We start from the raw sequence: 20,137 nt of genomic DNA on the forward strand, positions 1-20,137 counted from the left end.
AATTTGATATTTTTTTTACTTTTCTTTTTCCCTCCCTCAATCACCATCTTCGCTTAGAACTAAACCCGTAACGATTCTCCGTTTTGGGATTGCAAAGATACAACTATATTTTCCGGACTCGCAAGAAAAACTTTCAACTAAATATAAGCCTAAAAAAGAAAAACCTCTTTATCAACCTATTACAAAACAGGCCAATAAAATAGGTATAATTGTTCTTTATATAGTCATACCAACATATCCTTTAACTACTACCAAATTACATACATATCAAATTTGGTAGTAGTTTTGTTACCATAAACATGCTCGCTATATATATAAGTATAATGAATATTTTAATAACAGGTGGAACAGGATTGTTAGGTAAAGAGATTTGCAGACAGCTTTCTTTTCAAAAGGAATATACCATAAGATGTCTCGTTAGAAAAATAAGCAGTGAACTCCCAGATCATATAGAACAAATAGAAGGGGACATACTAGATGTACCCTCCATTAATAGGGCTCTTGCAAATATTGACATTGTCATTCATTCAGCCGCCTTGGTGTCCTTTCATAAAAAAGACAAGGGGAAACTATTTCAAACCAATATTGAAGGAACTGCTAACATTGTTAATAGTTGTCTTGATTCTTCCGTAAGCAAATTAATACATGTCAGCTCAGTGGCCTCCTTAGGAAAACCAGAGAAAGTCATTGATGCTATTGAAGAGGTAAGTATTGATGAATCTCATAAATGGCAAGACTCCCCTCTCAACTCTATATATGCACAAAGTAAATACCTAGGAGAACTCGAGGTTTGGCGTGCTCAAGCAGAAGGCCTACATACCGTCATTATTAATCCCTCTGTTATACTTGGTGAAGGCGAATGGTCACAGAGTAGCACGCAACTTTTCAACTATGTGCGTAAGAAAAACAAATTCTATTCTAATGGCTTTATTAATTATGTAGATGTACAAGATGTCGCGTACGCCTTAATTGCATTAATGAAGAGCGAACTGTCAGGGCAACGATACATACTTAATGGGGGTAAGGTAAGCTACAAGACCTTTTTTGAAAAAATAGCTATTCAAATGAAAAAACCCGTCCCAAATATCAAATTAGAGAAAGGCATGATCGCTATACTATGGAGAGCAGAGCGAATACGATCTTTTCTATTCGGTTCAAAACCACTTATCACTCAAGAAACCGCCCTTTCAGCAAGAAGCAATCTATATTATAGCAATTTAAAGATCAAGAAAGCACTAAATATGGAATTTCAACCCTTGGATGACTCCATAAGGCGTGTGACCGATTATTTATCTCAAAAGGAATAATACCTCCTATATATGAAGCTAAAACTATTATTGAAAATGAAAGATATTCCTTGGCAATTTCAGCCCATTTTCTCCGAATAATGCAAGAAATGGTATCCTTTTTTTGCATTTATATGGGAATTATGAAATTTTCTTAGTTATTTCGCAGCCTGAAAAACGCCGATAATCTATCAATATACGGAGTCCTCAGCGTACTTTTCAGGTTTTATCAAAGGCAAAAAACATATTTTAAATAAACATGGCATCAGTTAGACCAGACGAAGTTTCGGCCATTTTGCGTGAGCAACTTGCAGGGGCAAAAACCGAAGCAGAATTGGAAGAAGTAGGTACGGTATTACAAATCGGTGACGGTGTAGCTCGTATTTACGGTTTATCAAACGTTCAAGCAGGTGAATTACTTGCATTTGAAAACGGCTTAAAAGCTTTAGCTCTTAACCTAGAGGAAGACAATGTAGGAACAGTACTACTTGGTGATGCCGCTGGTATTAAAGAAGGTGCTACTGTTAAACGTACTGGTGAAATTGCCTCTATTAAAGTAGGAGAAGGCATCATTGGTCGTGTAGTTAATACACTAGCCGAGCCTATAGACGGCAATGGCCCTATTCAAGGCGAAACTTTTGAGATGCCATTAGAGCGTAAAGCTCCTGGTGTTATTTATAGAGAGCCTGTAACTGAGCCTCTTCAAACTGGCATTAAAGCTATTGACGCAATGATTCCGATTGGTCGTGGTCAAAGAGAGCTTGTTATTGGTGATAGACAAACGGGTAAAACTGCCGTTTGTATTGATACAATTATCAATCAAAAAGAATTTTACGATAAGGGTGAGCCTGTATTCTGTATATATGTAGCCTGTGGTCAAAAAGCATCTACTGTTAAAGCTGTAGAGCAAACTTTGAGAAGATACGGTGCTATGGATTACACTGTAATTGTAGCAGCAAGTGCTTCTGACCCTTCTGCAATGCAATATTTTGCTCCATTTACAGGTGCAGCCATAGGAGAATATTTTAGAGATACAGGAAGACCTGCATTGGTAGTATATGATGACCTTTCTAAGCAAGCAGTTGCTTATCGTGAGGTTTCTCTTTTACTTCGTCGTCCTCCAGGACGTGAAGCATATCCTGGTGATGTATTCTATCTTCACTCAAGATTATTGGAAAGAGCTGCAAAAATCAACTCTTCGGATGAGATAGCTCAACAAATGAATGACCTTCCTCCTTCATTGCAAGGAAAAGTAAAAGGCGGTGGTTCATTAACTGCTCTTCCTATTATTGAAACTCAAGCTGGTGACGTTTCTGCGTATATCCCAACTAACGTAATTTCTATTACCGATGGTCAGATATTCTTGGAGTCTAACTTATTTAACGCGGGAATTAGACCAGCCATTAACGTAGGTATCTCAGTATCTCGTGTAGGTGGTAATGCTCAGGTTAAATCAATGAAGAAAGTTTCTGGTACACTTAAGCTCGACCAAGCTCAATTCCGTGAACTTGAAGCATTTGCTAAATTTGGATCTGACTTAGATGCTGCAACCAAATTGGTTATTGACAGAGGTAGAAGAAACCAAGAAATCCTTAAGCAAGGACAGTTTCAACCATCTCCAGTAGGTGAGCAGATTGCGATGATCTATGGTTCCATTAATGGAATGATGGATAAAGTTCCTGTAGAAAGAGTTAAGGAATTTGAAGGACAATTTCTTTCCTTAATGAGAGCTAGCAAGCCGGAGTATTTAGCAACACTTGCTGCCGGTAAATTAGAAAATGAAATTACAGAGTGGATTATTACTGAGGGGAAAGGCTTAGCTCAGAAATTTGCTTAATTTAGTTTATCCCTCCTTTTGCTAAGGAGGGAACAATTTTGAATTATTAAAAAATGGCTTCATTAAAAGAAGTAAGAAATAGGATTACGTCGGTAAACTCTACTATGCAGATCACCAAAGCCATGAAAATGGTGGCGGCAGCAAAGCTTCGTAGAGCTCAGGATGCTATTATACAAATGCGTCCTTATGCTAATAAGCTTAATCAGCTCATAGCAACGGTATCTTCCAATACTGAAGCAGGTAACCAGAGCCCATATACCAAAGTAAGACAGGTAGAAAAGGTTTTGCTAATTCCTGTAACTTCAGACAGAGGACTTTGTGGTGCTTTTAATACCAATATTATCAAAGCCACAAATGCTCTGATAAAGGATAAGTATTCTGCTCAACATGCTGCAGGAAACGTTACCATTAAGGCTCTGGGAAAGAAAGCTCTAGATTCTTTTAAAAGGCTAGGTTTTAATGTAAACTCAAATCACTCCGATATCTTTACTAAACTTAGCTTTACAGAAGCAAGGGCAGCGGCAGAAGAGGCGATGGAAGGTTTTGAAGCTGGTGTTTATGATGAAGTTATATTGATCTTTAACGAATTTAAGAACGTAGCCACTCAGATTATCAGAACAGAACAAATGCTACCGTTGGTAAACGAAGTAGAACAAAGTGCTGCAAGTAATGTTGATTACATTTTTGAGCCTTCTGAAGAAGAAATCATTCTGGAGTTAATGCCAAAAGCCATCAAGATGCAACTTTATAAGGCTGTATTAGATTCAAATGCTTCTGAGCATGGTGCTAGAATGTCTTCTATGGATAAGGCCACTGAAAATGGTGGTGACCTTCTAAAAGACTTGAAAGTAGTTTATAACAGAACGAGACAAGCTGCCATTACGAAAGAAATTTTAGAGATCGTAGGTGGAGCAGAAGCTCTAAAGGATAGTTAAGCAAACTACTATATTAATATTTAAACTAAAACCGTGGCTTAGCCATGGTTTTTAGTTTTTAGACAAGGGTCACTAGAAGTACCTTTGTAAACTTTAAATTATTTATTAACCAAAAGGAAATCATGACAACAGACGCGTTGAAAGGTTTGAGAGCCAGGGTGACGGCTTTGAGGGGGTATCTTTGACTACGATAATAGGGTAGTTAAACTAGGAGATTTAGAAAATCAGCAAGCACAACCAGAATTCTGGAATGATTCTGAGCATGCTCAAGCTGTTATGAAAGAAATTCAAACGTTAAAGAACTGGACGGAATCCTACGAAAAAATGGAGACCAGCATCAGTGATTTAGAGACACTTTATGAATTTCATGAAATGGGTGAAATTGAAGAAGACGAGATTGATTCGGAAGCCCTAAAAACGGCAGACATCATTGAGGAATTAGAACTCAAGAAAATGCTTTCCAGTGAAGAAGATCAGTTTTCTGCCATTATAGAGATAAACTCTGGTGCTGGTGGAACCGAAAGCCAAGATTGGGCCAGTATGCTATACAGAATGTATCTCATGTGGGCTCAAAAGAACGGCTACAAGGTAACACAGATAGACTGGACTGATGGAGACGGGGCTGGTATTAAATCTGCTTCTATGCAGATTGATGGTCCACAGGCATATGGATATCTTAAATCTGAAAATGGCGTTCACCGATTAGTAAGGATTTCCCCTTTTGATAGTAACGCCAGAAGACATACTTCTTTTGCTTCTGTATACGCCTATCCATTGGTGGATGATACCATACAAGTGGAAATAAAACCTGCCGATATAGAAATTCAAACTTCCAGATCTGGCGGAGCAGGTGGACAAAATGTAAATAAGGTAGAAACCAAAGTGCAACTGACGCATAAACCTTCTGGTATTGTTATAGTTTGCCAAATTGAGCGAAGTCAATTGGCCAATAAAGAACATGCCATGAATATGCTTAGGTCAAGATTGTATCAGCTTGAATTGGAAAAGCGAAATGCCGCCCGAGCCGATATTGAAGCTTCTAAGAAAAACATAGAATGGGGTTCTCAAATCAGGAATTATGTATTCCACCCCTATAAGCTAGTTAAAGACGCTAGAACTGGTCACGAAACATCAGATATACAGAGTGTAATGGATGGTGGATTAGACGGCTTTATAAAGTCCTACTTAATGATGGACTAAAAGAAAACTCCCTTTAGCAAAACATTTATCTAAAGGGAGTTTAATGAATATTTACGCGACTTCTTTCTTAAAGAATCTATTTAAAAAAGGATATTTAATAGCCTCAATTTTCCAATTGGATTTTAATTCCTGAAGGCTAAGAATACTATTATTAAAGACGATAGTATCTGAAGATATTACCCCGGCTTCTATGGTAGACTTCGCTTTAAAGACAGGGAAGGCTTTTATTTCCTTTCCATCTTCAAAAGCAATAGACCTATCGAAAAAATCTATACTTAGTTCTTCTCCCAATAGTTTTAGCCATCTGGTTGTTGTGTCTATAGAACAACCACTCGCCGCATTTTGCGTTTCGTCCAAAGCTATTACAACAAATCTTGCATGTAAAACCGCGACAGAAGCTAGCAAAGATGCACCGTGTGCTGCCCACTCCTCAATCGCATTTTTCACAAAATAGGCTGAAATATTTTCCTCTTTCGCACTTAATTTCCTGTCTGCCTGATAAATCCATATTCTGGATTGTGCAGGCATCTTATCAAAATCTTGATACATAAATTCTACAGTTTAGCTTAGTGACAGATAAACGCAACAATTTGCATTTTCATTCTTTAAGGAAGCTATATTTTAGTAATTAGTTGGACTATGTGGATAAGATCAAGTATATCCATCCTAATCTTAAATTAATTATATGAGAAACCTCCGATTTCACATCATCCTTACGACATCTGCGTCAATAGTAGTTCTGCCAAATCAAAAACTTTAACCTCATGCTCCCTTTCTTTATTCTTTACTCCGTCAGACATCATGGTCATACAAAAAGGACAACCAACCGCAATGGTTTTTGCACCCGTTTCCAAAGCTTCTTCAATTCGCTCTATATTGACATCCATCTTTCCAGCTTCAGGTTCTTTAAACATTTGACCTCCTCCGGCTCCACAGCATAAACCCTTTGAGCGGCAACGCTTCATTTCTATCAACTCAGCATCTAATGCCTTTATCAATTCTCTTGGAGCCTCATAAACATCATTTGCTCTACCAAGATAACAACTGTCATGAAAAGTTATTTTTTCCCCTTTAAAGGCTCCCCCCTTCACTACCAGTCTACCATCGTCTAATAGTTGCTGTAGAAATTGTGAATGATGAATTACATCATAGTTTCCACCTAACTCTGGGTATTCATTTTTAAGTGTATTAAAACAGTGGGGACAAGCAGTTACAATCTTCTTAATACCATAACCGTTTAGAACTTCAATATTTTGCATGGCAAGCATCTGAAAACTAAATTCATTCCCTGCCCTTCTAGCTGGATCGCCTGTACAAGCCTCCTCTGTTCCTAAAACGGCAAAATCAACACCAATCTTATTCAAAATTTTTGCAAAAGCCACGGTCACCTTCTTATATCTATCATCAAAAGAACCAGCACAACCTACCCAAAAAAGTATTTCAGGTTCTTTACCCGCCGCTGAAAGTTCTGCCATACTAGTCACTTTAAAAGTCAGTTCTTCTGTCATAGTTTTAATAAATTAACTTGTAGTCAAAATTAGTATGCTTGCATAACAAATGCAAGCCTTTTGAACATTTAGAAAAGTCTCGCTAATTTTAACAAAAAAAGTCTTAATGCCACTTCTTCTTATTGCAACAACATTCACCCTCTTTCTGTCTGGACTAATTTCAACATTTCAATTTGGCCCTTCTAGTAATAACAATAATTCTGTACGTTATAATTTAGTACATCGCCTAAAGCCGGTTTCTAAAAAAGACACATCACGATTTAGTACTCCAGCTCACCTAAATAGCTCAAACCTTAACAACTATTCCAGCTTTTCTCCTTTTCTCAAAACCTCCACTGGTTCTACCTGTTTTAATGAAAACCCCCAATTAGTCGCGTCTGAATATCCAAACGAACTCCAACTGGAGTGGTTGAAAGACGGCCTACCATTCAATCATTCCGGAATAACATACAATCCACCTCAAACGGGAACCTATTCTGTAATACCCTACAAAACAAGCCCTTACGAAGGATGGAACTGGGTCTCCGACAAACAATATTTTCATGATATACAGGCCATTCAAATGACTAGTGAAACCGACATATATATGGCAGATAAAGGTGGGGCAATGAAGATATCACGTGATGGCGGAGCCAGCTGGATAGTTAAGGAGTTTTCCCTATCATTTTATGACCTCTTCTTCCTCAGTGACACTTTAGGTTTCGCTTTAGCTTTTAAAGATTCACAAAATTATATATTACGAACAAATGATTCCGGAGAAAACTGGCAAGAAATCGCTGTTGGTACAGTACAATTTTCATTAGATAGAATGCACTTTACAAATGAATCTACTGGTTTTATTATCGGCGGCCAAGAAACAATTTATAAAACCTTAGACGGTGGCTTTTCCTGGATTCTCCAAAGACATAAAAGCCATGGCGATTATATTAACCTCAACTCTATACATTTTTCAGATGAAAACAATGGATGGATTTCTGGTCAATTCGGAACAATTCTAAAAACTGTAGATGGCGGAGAAAATTGGTTTACCAGTTTTCAAGATTTTCATTCTAGTATTAATAACATTTTCTTTACATCACCAGATACTGGCTACATTCTAAGAAGTAACTTTAAGGCCTACAAGTCAACTAACGGAGGACAAACCTGGCAGGAAATGGCTGGAATAGAATCCGATTATTTTGCTAAAACTATTTTCATTAATAGTAATGAGGGCTATATAGCAAAAAGTGGCACAATATACACAACGCTCGATGCAGGAAACACCTGGACATCAACACCACATAAACTTGGCTTATTAGGCATGTCATTTTTTAATAACTCTCACGGTATCCTTGTTGGTGTTAAAGGCAGAACACAGATAACTCATGACGCCGCTCAATCTTGGCTCCATGAAACTAACTTTGACACTCCACCCATCATAAATACAATTTCTTTTAAAGCCGATACAGGATGGGCCATAACTTCCAACCAAATCGGACATACCCTCAACCAAGGTAACTCCTTTGAATGGACTGAGTTAACTGAACAAATCACATCTATGGATGTCAAATTCTCCACTAAATGGATATCCCAGAATAAACAATTACAAAAATCAAATAATGGAGGCCAAAGTTGGACAATAGTCAAAAACTTCACGCTTCCTGAAAAAAGCAACATAAAAAAAATACATTTCCTAACTTCAAATGTCGGTTTCTTTATTGGTTCAAATGGAATTCTATTTAAAACTACCAATGCGGGCTTCAACTGGGATAAAATAAAACTTGGTGACAGCTACACCCCACCTTCATTTTCAGACATTGAATTTACCAACCCACAAGAAGGCTTACTCACGTCTTATAATGGTGAAGTCTACAGAACAAATGATGCCGGCCTCCATTGGGCAACTTTACCTTCTCTCTCCTATGGCCAGGCGATAAAAATTCATTACAAAGACCGATTCAAGGTATGGATCGTCTTCGAGAATTCCTTAATCTATTCCAATGACGCTGGTCACAACTGGGTACTACGCGACACCTATATAAAAATAAGTGATATCGAATTTATTGATGAGTGGAACGGTTATGCTAAAATTTACAACTACCTTTATTTTACCAATAATGGCGGCTCTTCATGGACAAGACAGACTTTACCCATCCCCGAAATTTCAACCTTTAAACTCTTGAATAATAAACCATTAGCAGTATATTATACAAACACCATATTAAAGTATGGACCATTAATTACAAAATACACTGAATCCAACAAAGTCATAATACAAAATACACCCAAAACCTCATTGAAGTCATTTTCTACTGTTCTCTGTCCAAACGAAAGTTTAAAACTTATAAGCACCGGCTGCAATGGTACAACCAAGTGGAATACTAATTTCGAAGGAACTGAACTTTCAATTTCACAAGGAGGAACTTATTTTAGCACCTGTACAGAAAATGGCTGCAAAAGCCCAGCAAGTCAATCTTTACATATTGTAGAAAAATCATCATGTCCTAATATTACCATAAAGGAGAAAGAACTTAATGTATGTCCAAATGAAGACTTTACAATAAACGCTAATGGTTGCCCAAGCGGACAATACCTATGGTCAAATAACATGAATGGTAACCCCATAACTTTTAATATTAATTCACCTAATTATGAACTCACTACTTATTGTAAAGATGGAGGTAGTGCAAAAATAAACATAAACCTTGCCCCTGAAAACCTATCTCTAAGCCAACAACTTGAAAATAGCTATCTCCAGTATAAGGCACTTGAAAGTATCGAAATAAGTTCGAAAGTGATTCTGGAAAGTGACAACTTCGAAGTAAGCCTTAAAGGTGGTAAATCTATCATATTTCAACCTGGTTTTGAATCCACTATTTCTAAAGGAAATTTAATTGCCGAAATATTCTACTGTCCCAATTAGTTTTTAATCGCACGAAGCACCTCACGTTTTCTTGGTGGCCCTTGGTGCTTTTCTACCGTAAAACCAGCTGCTCTAAGGTTTCGTTGAACATAACTTTTAGAACAATAGGTAACCAAAACTCCATCCTTGATCATCATATCTGCTACCTTTTGAAATATCTCCTCAGTCCAAAGTTCTGGTTGTGAAGATGGAGCAAAAGCATCATAATAAACTAAATTGAACTTTGAGGTCGTCACAAAAGTCTCCAATTCAACCTTATGTTTTATAAAATTGAAAAACAGATTGACCTTTGATGGCATCTCCCAAGCCATCCTTTGAAGGCTTTGAATGTTAAAATTCAAGTCTTTTAGCAGTTTTTCCTCTACAGGATATGCCTCCAACGCCGTATAACTGACATTTCTCTTAAACTCTTCTGCTTTCTCAGAAGTTAATAAAGCGTTGAAACCTGTTCCAAATCCCATCTCAAGGATGTCGACCTCCTCAAACTTCTCTAAAGCATACTCTAAACCTAATTCAATAAACACTTTTTCAGCTTCAAGCCTCGCTCCGAATAGCGAATGATAATATTGATTGAAATATTCGCTGTAAATGGTGGTAGTTCCGTCTGCCGTTAGCTTAATCATTTATTGGTATTTAATGTGCAAAATTACAAACCTTATGCAACAAGCAAGGATTTCTGCGAACCCTTAGCTAAATTGAATCGTTTACAATCCAATCAAAAGCTATTACGTGGAACCAGGCTGTCAAAAATTACCTTTGGAGAAAATAGGAGCATTTTCGCAACTATTTCTAGACTATATCAATAAAGAAGAGTCATTAAAACCTTTTTACAATCAATATCCTGAGATTGACAATTTCAAGAAGTTAATTGCAAACAAAAGTTTTGATAGTCAAAAAAGGCAGAATTTAGTTTCTGAACTACATAAGCAATACGCTCACCTTGAAAGCAAGCCGAATATTGATGTCCTATTAGAACCGAACACATACACCGTCACCACGGGTCATCAGCTCAACATATTTACAGGACCATTATACATTATATTTAAGATAGTTACGGTCATTAACTTGGCTAAAAAACTAAAAGAAGCATACCCTAATTGCAATTTTGTTCCCCTATATTGGATGGCTACAGAAGACCATGATTTAGAAGAAATTCAGGTTTGCAGAGCCTTTGGAGAAAAAAGAAAATGGACAACCTCACAAACGGGTGCGGTGGGTAGAATGACCCCCGATGGTCTTCCTGAACTTGCCGGTCAATTAGGAAAAGGTGCAAAATTCTTCAAGGAAGCTTATCAAAACAGTACAAATTTAGGCGATGCGGTACGTCAATACATGCATCATCTTTTCGGGGAATATGATTTAATCACCTTGGACGCAGACTCACGCGTGTTAAAATCTGAGTTTGCCACTGTTATGAAAGATGACATTCTTAATAATTCTGCTTTCGAATTAGTCAATAAAAGAACTGCTGACATAGAGGCACTTGGTTATAAAACTCAAATAAGCCCAAGAGAAATCAACTTCTTCTACCTAGAAGATGGTTTAAGAGAAAGAATTGTTAAAACCAACGAAGGATTTGAAGTGTTAAACACGGAAATCAACTTTACGGAAGAAGAAATTCTTTCCATCATAGAGAACGAACCTGAAAAATTAAGCCCTAATGTAGTCCTCCGCCCATTATATGAAGAGTGGATTCTGCCGAACCTTGCTTATATCGGAGGTCCTTCTGAAGTTCCATATTGGTTACAATTAATGCCTGTCTTTGAATTTTACAAAGAAGCATTCCCTGCTTTAATTCCAAGAAACTTTGGACTACTACTGGATGAAAAAAGTAGTAAGTCTTTAGAAAAGCTAGGATTTGGTATCGCAGACATTTTCAAAACCACGGATTCTTTAAAAGCTACATATGTAAAAAGTCACTCGGACAAAGAGCTTGAATTAACTGAGGAACTAGCCGAACTAGAAAAGATGTACGCTGGCATTATTGCTAAAGCAAATAGTATTGACATTACATTGGCCAGAACTTCAGAAGCTTTTAAAGTTAAAAGCGTGGCTTTGTTGAATACCCTTGAGAAAAAGTTGATTCGCACCGAGAAAAGGAACTTCTCAGAGGCGATGTCTAAGATAGAAAAGCTAAGAGAACATTTATGTCCTGGAGCTGGACTTCAAGAAAGAAAAGACAATATGCTAAATTTCTATACAGAAGAGAATGGGCTTATTGAGACTCTTTTGGAAGGTTTTGACCCTTTGGATTATCGGTTTAATGTGATTGCTGTTTAATTTTCTCCTCGCCAATCCCAAACAATAATCTCCCATGGCTCACCTGCATCAGGTTCATCAAAGGTTTTAACTATCTCAAAGCCTGTTTTTATGTGAGCATTTAAAGAACGAGCGTTCCGGCTAGAAACATCCGTCATCGCTAAATCGTAAACACCACGGTAGGCATCTCTATAATAATTATAAAGCCTACGCATTAAACCCTGCCCTGCATAGTCTTTATCAACACAAACTTGGCCAACGGAAACGTAATTGGCGTCACCCAAACGATGTCCTTTATACATAGTTTCATGGAAAATTGGAAAAATGCCAGCTCCCTCTTTCATTAGATGATTGGTAGACCTATCCATCAATAAAACATAACCGACAACCTTATGTCCATCTTTAGCTATGATGTGATGGTGACCTGCTGGCATGATCTTTAAGAAATCGAAATCATACTCCAAGGTCACAAAACCCTGTGTTTGCATTTCCTCATGGCTCAGATTTTTACGTAAGTTGGCCGACTGAAGTGCCAGTATTCCATTTAATTCTTCGTCTGATTTGGCTTTTGTTATGATTACCTGATGCATTCTTTTATTCAACCTGATTTCACTATATAGGAATAAATTCCCTCATTTCTTGTTCGAAAATTGCTCCAAAACAGATTTCAATAGCTTTGATTTGTCTTCTTCTTTGGTAGATTTCATTTTTTTAAGTGTGCCTATTGCTGAAAATAATAAGTTAACATTGGCTTTATCTATTAAACCAAGCAACCCATCCATTGGCATTTGTACATCTCCCTCTTTAAAAATTCTATTGACCAACCCAGCCTTTAGAGCCTCAGCAGCAGAAATCTTCCGCCCCGTCAAAGCCCATTCCAACGCTGTTCTTTCTCCCACAATTTCAGAAAGTCTTTCCATTACTTGAAATGGGAAAAGACCAATTTCTATTTCCGGCAGACGAAACCAAACATTTTCCGTAGCTATCACCATAGTACATTCATTGATGATTAAAAAACCACCCGCAATTACCGGCCCTTCTACCACACCAAGCAAAGGTTTGTTAAGTTGTCTAAGAGCCATGGCCATGGTGAGTCCATTGGCTTGAAATTTTTCTGGTATTAATTCTTGGCTATCGCCATGGAAGATTTTCAAATCCATTCCTGCACAGAAAACAGGACCATTTGCTTTAATAATAACCGAATTTATATTTTCATCATGGTTAACTCCTTGCATGACATAAGCCAATTCATTAATCAGCAAGGGCGTAAAAGCATTCCTTTTTTCGGGTCTATTTAGCGTAACAAAGAGCCTTGTACCTTTCTTTTTAACCAGAAGGTGAGTGTAGCCTACAATTTTATAATCATCTGTGTTTTGAAAGTAATCAGGCATGAGCGATCATTTTTTGAAAAGCCGTTTTCAATTTAGCAATCTTATCATATTCCTCCCCCCTCCATTGAAGTAATTCTTCTGTTGGAATATTGCCTACCAATTCGTCTTTGGCCATCGGACAGCCCCCATACCCTAAAAATGCTCCATCAAAATGCTCGCATCCTACTTTATGTGCTGCAAAAACCTTCTCTCTCCACTTACCAGGGGCTGCATGCAAATGAGCCGACCATTCCGTTTTAGGGAATTTAGAATTTAGTTGTAGGAATAATTCGCTTATAGACTTCACATCTGCCACACCTACAGTATCCGATAGTGCCATGGAATCAATGCCCAGCTTTGTCAATTGGTTTGCCCAAAAAACAACCTCTTCCACATTCCAAATTTCTTTATAAGGATTACCAAAAGCCATTGACATATACACTCTTACTTTCTGTCCCCCTTTTTTGGCAATCTCCTGAATGGCAGAGATTCTTTGCACAGCCTCCTCTCTACTTGCACCTGTGTTGCGAAGCTGAAATTCTTCCGACACCGAAAAAGGAAAACCTAATATATCTATCTTTTCAAATTGAGACGCCTGTTCAGCACCGCGTTCGTTTGCAATAATCGCTAGCAATTGCGTTTTACCATTAGGCTTTTGAAGCCTTTTTAGCACTTGCTCGGTATCCGACATTTGAGGCACTGCCTTATGCGAAACAAAACTCCCAAAGTCTACCGAATGAAAAAGCCCAGAATCTAGGGCTTCTTGGATATATTCCGCTTTGACTTCGGCGGGAATCATGCGTTTAATACCCTGAATAGCATCTCTCGGACAATCTGTTATTTGTATTTCGCTTTTCATTTTAACCTAACAACTCTTTAGCAATGACTATTTTTTGAATATTAGAGGTTCCTTCGCCAATGGTACATAACATGGCATCTCTATAGTATTTTTCCACGGGGTATTCTTTGGAATAACCATAACCTCCAAAAAGCTGCAAGGCTTTGGTGCAAACCTTTACCGCAGTTTCTGAGGCATAAAGTTTAGCCATAGCAGATTTTTTTGAAGTGTTTTTCCCCTCCATTTTAAGCTTTGCCGCATTTCTAATCAACAGCTCCGATGCTTCAATTTCAGTAGCCATTTCAGCCAAATCAAACCTTACCGCTTGAAAATCGGAAATGCGTTTATTAAACTGTTTTCGCTCTTGAGTATAAGCCAAAGCACTTTTGAATGCCCCTTTCGCAATGCCTAAAGATAGTGCTCCAATAGATATGCGGCCTCCCTCCAAAAGCTTAAGAGCTTGAATAAAGCCTTCGCCTTCCTCTCCTATCATTTGTGATTTATGTACCTTACAATTTTCCAAAAATAAACCAGCGGTTTCAGAAGCACGCATACCGAGTTTATCCTCTTTTTTGCCAGAAGTAAAACCAGGTGTTCCTTTTTCTATGATAAATGCACTCATGTCATGGCTACCTCCTGCATTACCCGTTTTTAACATTAGCACCGTTACATCGCCAGAAATAGCATGTGTGATAAAGTTTTTCGAACCATTTATGATATAATAATCTCCTTGTTTTACCGCGGTGGTTTCCATCCCGCCAGCATCCGAGCCCGAGCCAGTTTCTGTTAGACCCCAAGCCCCTATCCATTCGCCAGAAGCTAACTTTGGCAGGTAACGTAATTTTTGTTCTTCGTTAGCGAAACTCAAAATATGATTCGTACATAAAGAATTATGAGCTGCCAAAGAAAGACCAATACCTCCACAGACCTGAGATATCTCATCTATGATGGTGATATATTCCTGATAACCTAAACCAGATCCGCCGTAACTTTCAGGTACTAAAATCCCCATAAAGCCCAAAGCACCCATTCTCTTAAAAACTTCTATTGGAAACTCCTGAGCTTCGTCCCATCTCATTTTGTGGGGGTCTATTTCACGTCTTGCAAAATCCACAGCACTTTCCTTTATCATGTTAAAGTCTGACATACTTGTCTCTAAAATATTCATAGCTTAAATTGTAGTGTTTGTTGATGTTTAAAATGTAGACATTTATTCCCTCATTATCAATACCTTCATTTTATTCCAGATGAGGGATCGCCTTCATTCTAATAAACGTAAATACTTACTAAACAGCCTAAATTGAAATAACTATGATAACAATGGCCTCTTTACTGGATGAATTAAAAGAGAAAAATGCGAGTATAAAACTGGGTGGTGGCTTGAAAAAAATTGCGAAGCATAAAGCCAAAGGTAAAATGACCGCTTTTGAAAGAATAGAGCATCTATTAGACAAGGATAAGGACTATATAGAAATCGGAATTTTTGCAGGCGACGGGATGTATGAAGAAGAAGGCGGCTGTCCTAATGGAGGCGTCGTTTGTGTGATGGGCTATGTCTCAGGTAGGCTATGTGTAATTTTAAGTAATGATGCCACGGTAAAAGCTGGGGCTTGGTTTCCTATTACTGGCAAAAAGTGCCTCAGGGCACAGGAAATTGCAATGGAAAACCGATTACCCATTATTTACCTTGTAGACTCGGCAGGCATTTACCTTCCATTGCAATCAGATATTTTTGCTGATAAAGAGCATTTTGGAAGAGTTTTTAGAAATAACGCCAAGCTATCAGCGATGGGTGTTCCTCAAATTTCTGCCATTATGGGTAGTTGTGTGGCTGGAGGAGCCTATCTCCCTATTATGTCTGATTACACCCTAATAGTTAAAGGAACAGGATCTGTTTTTTTAGCAGGGCCCTATTTGGTGAAATCATCCATTGGCGAAGAAGTAGATTCTGAAACTTTAGGAGGAGCTTTTACGCAATCTGCCATTTCTGGCGTAACAGATAATATGTACGATGATGACACTGCCTGTCTGGATGCCATTAAAAGAGTTATGGATAAAATGGGTCATTATGAAAAGGCTGGTTTCAATAGAAAAGAACCAGTGAAACCCCAAAAAGACGAAAAGGAGATCTATACCATTTTACCCACAACCAAAACTAAACCATACGACATGCTTGAGGTTATTGAGCGGTTAGTGGACAATTCTGATTTTGAACAATATAAAGAAGAATACGGCAAATCTATTCTTTGTGGTTGGGCTAGAATTGACGGTTGGTCTGTAGGAATAGTGGCAAATCAGCGAATGATTGTCAAAGCCAATAAACCTGGAAATGCAAAAGAAATGCAAATAGGTGGCGTGATCTATAGCGATTCGGCGGATAAAGCAGCTCGTTTTATTATGAACTGCAACCAGCAACGTATCCCACTTGTATTTTTACAAGATGTTACGGGTTTTATGGTTGGGAGTCGTAGCGAGCATGGTGGCATTATTAAAGATGGAGCTAAACTAGTCACGGCTATGTCAAATTCGGTTGTGCCTAAATTCACATTTATAGTGGGAAACAGCTATGGTGCAGGAAATTATGCCATGTGTGGAAAAGCCTATGATCCTCGACTAATATATTCTTGGCCTGGTTCTCAAATGGCTGTTATGAGTGGTGCTGCTGCCACAGAAACTTTGTTTCAAATAGAACAGGCTAACAAAAATAAGGAGGGACGCGATATGGAAAGCATCAAAAGAAATTACGAAGAACAATTAAGCCCTTACTATGCCGCCGCCCGCCTTTGGACAGATGGCGTTATAGATCCACTAGAAACTAGAAAAATTATTTCAATAGGAATTGATGCCGCCAATCATGCTCCTATAAAAGAAGATTATAAGTTGGGACTAATACAGACTTAAAAAAAAGCGTCAACTAAATTTATTGTGAATTAGATTTAAAGAAATCCTTAAGTCACTTATGTTCAAGTAAATCAAGCTCATGATGGTTTCCTAACTGAGCCAAAACATACAAAAGCCCATATAAGTTACTTGTTTAGAGGGGTCAAACCCCTCTAAACTCATCTATCGCTACAGTTGCAGCTTATTACATATCTTGATTCTTACAAATGCTTACTAAATTAATTATTCATTTAACTCTGAATATGCTTCGGTTGAATAAGTTAAGTCAGATTCTATCTTACAAAACTTTTATCCAAGCGACAGACTGCCCCTAGCGGTTTTATTTCAATGATTCTTATGCTAAAATTTCACTTCTATACTACCCTGTCCTTTACGCAATGTCACTTCCTTTTCTACCCCATCTACCATAATCTTATATTTCCCATAAAACGCAGGAATCTTAGATTGACCATCGCTAGCCATCACTCCAGAGGTTTTAGTCCACCATTGTTTAAAAATTAAGTTTTGATAAGCATCCGCTGCAGGTGTTGGCGACCAATCTTTTCGGTACAAAGAAGATGCTGGGATCCAGTTTGAACCTTCCCAGAAACCCCATTGTAAGATTCCTGTAACCAATGGCTGAGCAAAACAGATTTTATAATAATCTACCAGCTCTTGTGCTTTTACTAATTCTTGCTCTGGAGTCATTTTATCCGTTTTGTTATCCACCCATTTAGAGCGTTGCCCTGGCACATTAAACTCCGTAATCTTAATAGGCAAACCAAAAATTGCCAATGAATCTAATGACCTTTTCAATTCAGCTCTGTCAAAAGTTTCTGCATGTAAATGCCCTTGAACACCTATTCCAGCTATTGGTACTCCTTGACTCAAAAACTTTCTGATTTGTGCCATGTAATCATCTAATCGTTTTCCTGTCAAAATATCATAATCGTTTAACCATAACTTCGCATCAGGGTCTTTTTCATGAAACCAATCTGCCATTTTCTTGGTGATGCCATCTCCTAATCTGTCTTCATAGAAGTTTCCATGCACCATTTCATTGTTTAGGTCATATTCCACAAAACGACCTTTATATCTTTCAGCTACATCATAAGCTCTATTTTTCAAAGTAGCTTCAAGCTCCTTATCATCCATTTCTTTGAGCCAAGGCTGCACAAACTTTTCTATGCCCCAAAAAATATTATGCCCGCGAATTCTAATCTCATTTTCATCCGCCCATTCTAAGATACCATCTACTGTCTCATAGTTTACCTTGCCTTTCTCACGCTCCATACTCCCCCATTTCACAGCATTTTCTGTAACAGCAGAATTGAAATTCATTAGAAATTTTTCTTTATATTCCTTTTTGTCTTCAGCAGACCAATTATTTCCGGCAAGACCGTTACTGATAGCTCCTCCAAACCAAAATTCATGGCTTAGTTGCTCAACTGTAACCTTTGCCCCTGGTTTTGCTTTGATGATTAATTGGCCTTTACGGTTTGCATTTATGTCTTTTTCAATTCCTGAATATTGACCGAAGGATTGACTTGTAAAGGCGAAAAGTGATAAAACAATTAGTTTGAATTTCATTTTATGATGGGTTGAACTTTATATTAAGAGAACTCAACCGCAAATTTAACCTACACTTACTTACTAAAAAACCTCTTCCTCCTTATTTAATATCTGTAAAGAGAGGTTTTAAAATCGATTTTTAAAAGCATCTGTATTATTCCAAAACCTAATGAAAGAATATCTCAAAAAGTACCTCTAACACATACCACTAAAAAGAGTAGTTGAAGAATATGCTCAAATTATCAATGCTAGATATAAAACGCTGAACTCTGTTTTATTTCTTTCAGAACGAAAGTGCTATTAAGAGACCCAATGTTCTCGATTTTTGACAACTTATATTTCACAAAATCATGGTATTCCTCTAGACTTTTCACATGAATTTCTAAGACAAAGTCAACCTGACCTGCCAAGTGATAACATCGCTGTACCTCCGGCAACTTTTTTATCTCTTGCTCAAAATGCTCTATAAAGGTTTCATTATGGTATCTCATAGAAACCTGACAAATAGACGTAACAGATCTATTAATGAGTGTTTTATCAAGAATAGCGACATATTTTTTAATAAAACCGAGCCTTTCCAATCTTCTTATCCTGTCATATACAGGAGAGGTAGTAAGCTTTAAGGAAGCTGCTATTTCCTTTGCTGTCTTTTTTGCATCCGTCTGTAAAGTTCGAAGAATTATCTTATCCGTTTCGTCTAGCTGATCCATTTAAGCACAAATTTTATTGCTAATTAATTATTTTCCATTGCACAAAAGTAATTACTACTGTCTATTGCAAATATAGCAGCTAATTAAATGGATATATTAACATATTTGTCATGATATACCTTCATATAGTACTTTTGTAAGTAATTAGAACGGAGTCAATAACCCTATTGGCAAAAACAGTATGAAGAAATCCAAAATTTTGTTAGTCGGTGCCAATGGCCAATTAGGAACAGTGATGACTGAAGCCTTACAACAAAAATTTGGTGTGGCAAATATCATCAGCTCAGATCTCGTAAACAAAGCTCAACATCAAGGAACGTTTGAGATTTTAGATGCTACCAACTATAATCAGCTTCAGCATGTTATCGTTAATCATGGAATTACTCAGATTTATCATTTAGCAGCTATATTATCTGCCAATGGAGAGAATAACCCTCTTCATACATGGGATGTTAATATGAAAGCACTTCTAAACGTACTTGAAGTAGCCAGAGTACACCATTTGGACCGAGTGTTTTATCCAAGTTCTATTGCTGTTTTTGGTCCTGCGGTTAATAAGGAATTCACTTCTCAGGATAGCTATTTAAATCCTACCACAGTTTATGGTATGAGCAAAGCCGCTGGCGAAAATTGGTGTCAGTATTATTTTAAACGTTATGGACTAGATGTAAGGTCTTTGCGATATCCTGGCGTGGTAGGTTACCAGTCTATGCCCGGAGGTGGCACTACAGATTATGCCATAGATATCTTTCACAAAGCGATACGCACAGGAATTTATCATTGCTTTTTAGAATCAGACACTCGGCTCCCTATGATCTTTATGGAAGACGCCATTAAGGC

The 20,137-nt window shown here is 37.7% G+C and carries 17 protein-coding genes; 8 read left to right on the forward strand and 9 right to left on the reverse strand.

What is annotated here, in order from left to right; all coding sequences use genetic code 11:
• The first annotated feature begins 323 nt into the window (after positions 1 to 323).
• From ACTBZY_RS06875 to prfB, 4 genes are all read left to right on the forward strand, one after another.
• Complete coding sequence (locus ACTBZY_RS06875) at positions 324 to 1,307, forward strand: NAD-dependent epimerase/dehydratase family protein (protein WP_463045613.1); 984 nt, start codon at positions 324 to 326, stop codon at positions 1,305 to 1,307.
• A gap of 238 nt (positions 1,308 to 1,545) precedes the next feature.
• On the forward strand, positions 1,546 to 3,123 hold the full coding sequence (gene atpA / locus ACTBZY_RS06880) for a F0F1 ATP synthase subunit alpha (protein WP_463045614.1): 1,578 nt from the start codon (positions 1,546 to 1,548) through the stop codon (positions 3,121 to 3,123).
• A gap of 53 nt (positions 3,124 to 3,176) precedes the next feature.
• The gene (gene atpG, locus ACTBZY_RS06885; RefSeq protein ID WP_463045615.1) at positions 3,177 to 4,058 is read left to right on the forward strand and encodes an ATP synthase F1 subunit gamma; all 882 of its coding nucleotides are present in this window, start codon (positions 3,177 to 3,179) and stop codon (positions 4,056 to 4,058) included.
• A 122-nt stretch (positions 4,059 to 4,180) separates the two neighbouring features.
• Positions 4,181 to 5,258, forward strand: a protein-coding gene (gene prfB / locus ACTBZY_RS06890) for a peptide chain release factor 2 (RefSeq protein WP_463045616.1) whose coding sequence is annotated in 2 segments (ribosomal slippage) — positions 4,181 to 4,231 and positions 4,233 to 5,258 — 1,077 coding nt in all. Because the reading frame shifts where the segments join, the coding sequence is not laid out codon by codon here.
• A 51-nt stretch (positions 5,259 to 5,309) separates the two neighbouring features.
• Here the strand turns inward: prfB and ACTBZY_RS06895 are convergent.
• A complete protein-coding gene (locus tag ACTBZY_RS06895; protein WP_463045617.1) occupies positions 5,310 to 5,807 on the reverse strand; it encodes a hypothetical protein in 498 nt (165 codons plus the stop codon).
• Positions 5,808 to 5,971: 164 nt separating this feature from the next.
• Positions 5,972 to 6,733, reverse strand: coding sequence for a (Fe-S)-binding protein (locus tag ACTBZY_RS06900; RefSeq protein WP_463045629.1), 762 nt, complete (start codon positions 6,731 to 6,733; stop codon positions 5,972 to 5,974).
• A 139-nt stretch (positions 6,734 to 6,872) separates the two neighbouring features.
• On the opposite strand from ACTBZY_RS06900, the gene ACTBZY_RS06905 reads away from it, so the two are divergent.
• Positions 6,873 to 9,668: a WD40/YVTN/BNR-like repeat-containing protein gene (locus tag ACTBZY_RS06905; RefSeq protein ID WP_463045618.1), complete on the forward strand. Its 2,796-nt coding sequence runs from the start codon at positions 6,873 to 6,875 to the stop codon at positions 9,666 to 9,668.
• Here the strand turns inward: ACTBZY_RS06905 and mnmC2 are convergent.
• On the reverse strand, positions 9,665 to 10,291 hold the full coding sequence (gene mnmC2 / locus ACTBZY_RS06910) for a tRNA (5-methylaminomethyl-2-thiouridine)(34)-methyltransferase MnmC2 (protein WP_463045619.1): 627 nt from the start codon (positions 10,289 to 10,291) through the stop codon (positions 9,665 to 9,667). The two genes, ACTBZY_RS06905 and mnmC2, sit on opposite strands and share 4 nt — an antisense overlap.
• A gap of 133 nt (positions 10,292 to 10,424) precedes the next feature.
• Between mnmC2 and bshC the strand changes: the two genes are divergently transcribed.
• Positions 10,425 to 11,948 carry a bacillithiol biosynthesis cysteine-adding enzyme BshC gene (gene bshC, locus ACTBZY_RS06915; protein ID WP_463045620.1) on the forward strand — a complete coding sequence of 508 codons (1,524 nt, stop codon included), beginning with the start codon at positions 10,425 to 10,427 and terminating at the stop codon, positions 11,946 to 11,948.
• Here bshC and ACTBZY_RS06920 read toward each other — a convergent pair.
• Genes ACTBZY_RS06920 through ACTBZY_RS06935 form a run of 4 tightly spaced genes read right to left on the reverse strand, consistent with a single transcriptional unit; the run spans position 11,945 to position 15,303 of the window.
• Positions 11,945 to 12,517 carry a GNAT family N-acetyltransferase gene (locus ACTBZY_RS06920; RefSeq protein ID WP_463045621.1) on the reverse strand — a complete coding sequence of 191 codons (573 nt, stop codon included), beginning with the start codon at positions 12,515 to 12,517 and terminating at the stop codon, positions 11,945 to 11,947. The two genes, bshC and ACTBZY_RS06920, sit on opposite strands and share 4 nt — an antisense overlap.
• Positions 12,518 to 12,559: 42 nt before the next feature.
• Positions 12,560 to 13,318, reverse strand: a complete 759-nt coding sequence (locus ACTBZY_RS06925) for an enoyl-CoA hydratase/isomerase family protein (protein WP_463045622.1) — start codon at positions 13,316 to 13,318, stop codon at positions 12,560 to 12,562.
• Complete coding sequence (locus ACTBZY_RS06930) at positions 13,311 to 14,156, reverse strand: beta/alpha barrel domain-containing protein (RefSeq protein WP_463045623.1); 846 nt, start codon at positions 14,154 to 14,156, stop codon at positions 13,311 to 13,313. The genes ACTBZY_RS06925 and ACTBZY_RS06930 overlap by 8 nt, the downstream gene beginning before the upstream one ends.
• A 1-nt stretch (position 14,157) precedes the next feature.
• Positions 14,158 to 15,303, reverse strand: a complete 1,146-nt coding sequence (locus tag ACTBZY_RS06935; protein WP_463045624.1) for an acyl-CoA dehydrogenase family protein — start codon at positions 15,301 to 15,303, stop codon at positions 14,158 to 14,160.
• Between the two features lie 152 nt (positions 15,304 to 15,455).
• Between ACTBZY_RS06935 and ACTBZY_RS06940 the strand changes: the two genes are divergently transcribed.
• On the forward strand, positions 15,456 to 17,036 hold the full coding sequence (locus tag ACTBZY_RS06940) for an acyl-CoA carboxylase subunit beta (RefSeq protein WP_463045625.1): 1,581 nt from the start codon (positions 15,456 to 15,458) through the stop codon (positions 17,034 to 17,036).
• Positions 17,037 to 17,375: 339 nt separating this feature from the next.
• Here ACTBZY_RS06940 and ACTBZY_RS06945 read toward each other — a convergent pair whose 3' ends face one another.
• Positions 17,376 to 18,605 carry an endo-1,4-beta-xylanase gene (locus tag ACTBZY_RS06945; protein ID WP_463045626.1) on the reverse strand — a complete coding sequence of 410 codons (1,230 nt, stop codon included), beginning with the start codon at positions 18,603 to 18,605 and terminating at the stop codon, positions 17,376 to 17,378.
• A gap of 230 nt (positions 18,606 to 18,835) precedes the next feature.
• A complete protein-coding gene (locus ACTBZY_RS06950) occupies positions 18,836 to 19,297 on the reverse strand; it encodes an Lrp/AsnC family transcriptional regulator (protein ID WP_463045627.1) in 462 nt (153 codons plus the stop codon).
• Between the two features lie 181 nt (positions 19,298 to 19,478).
• Between ACTBZY_RS06950 and ACTBZY_RS06955 the strand changes: the two genes are divergently transcribed.
• A partial coding sequence (locus ACTBZY_RS06955; protein ID WP_463045628.1) for an NAD-dependent epimerase/dehydratase family protein occupies positions 19,479 to 20,137 on the forward strand: 659 nt, incomplete at its 3' end.

The organism is Arcticibacterium sp., from assembly GCF_055134445.1.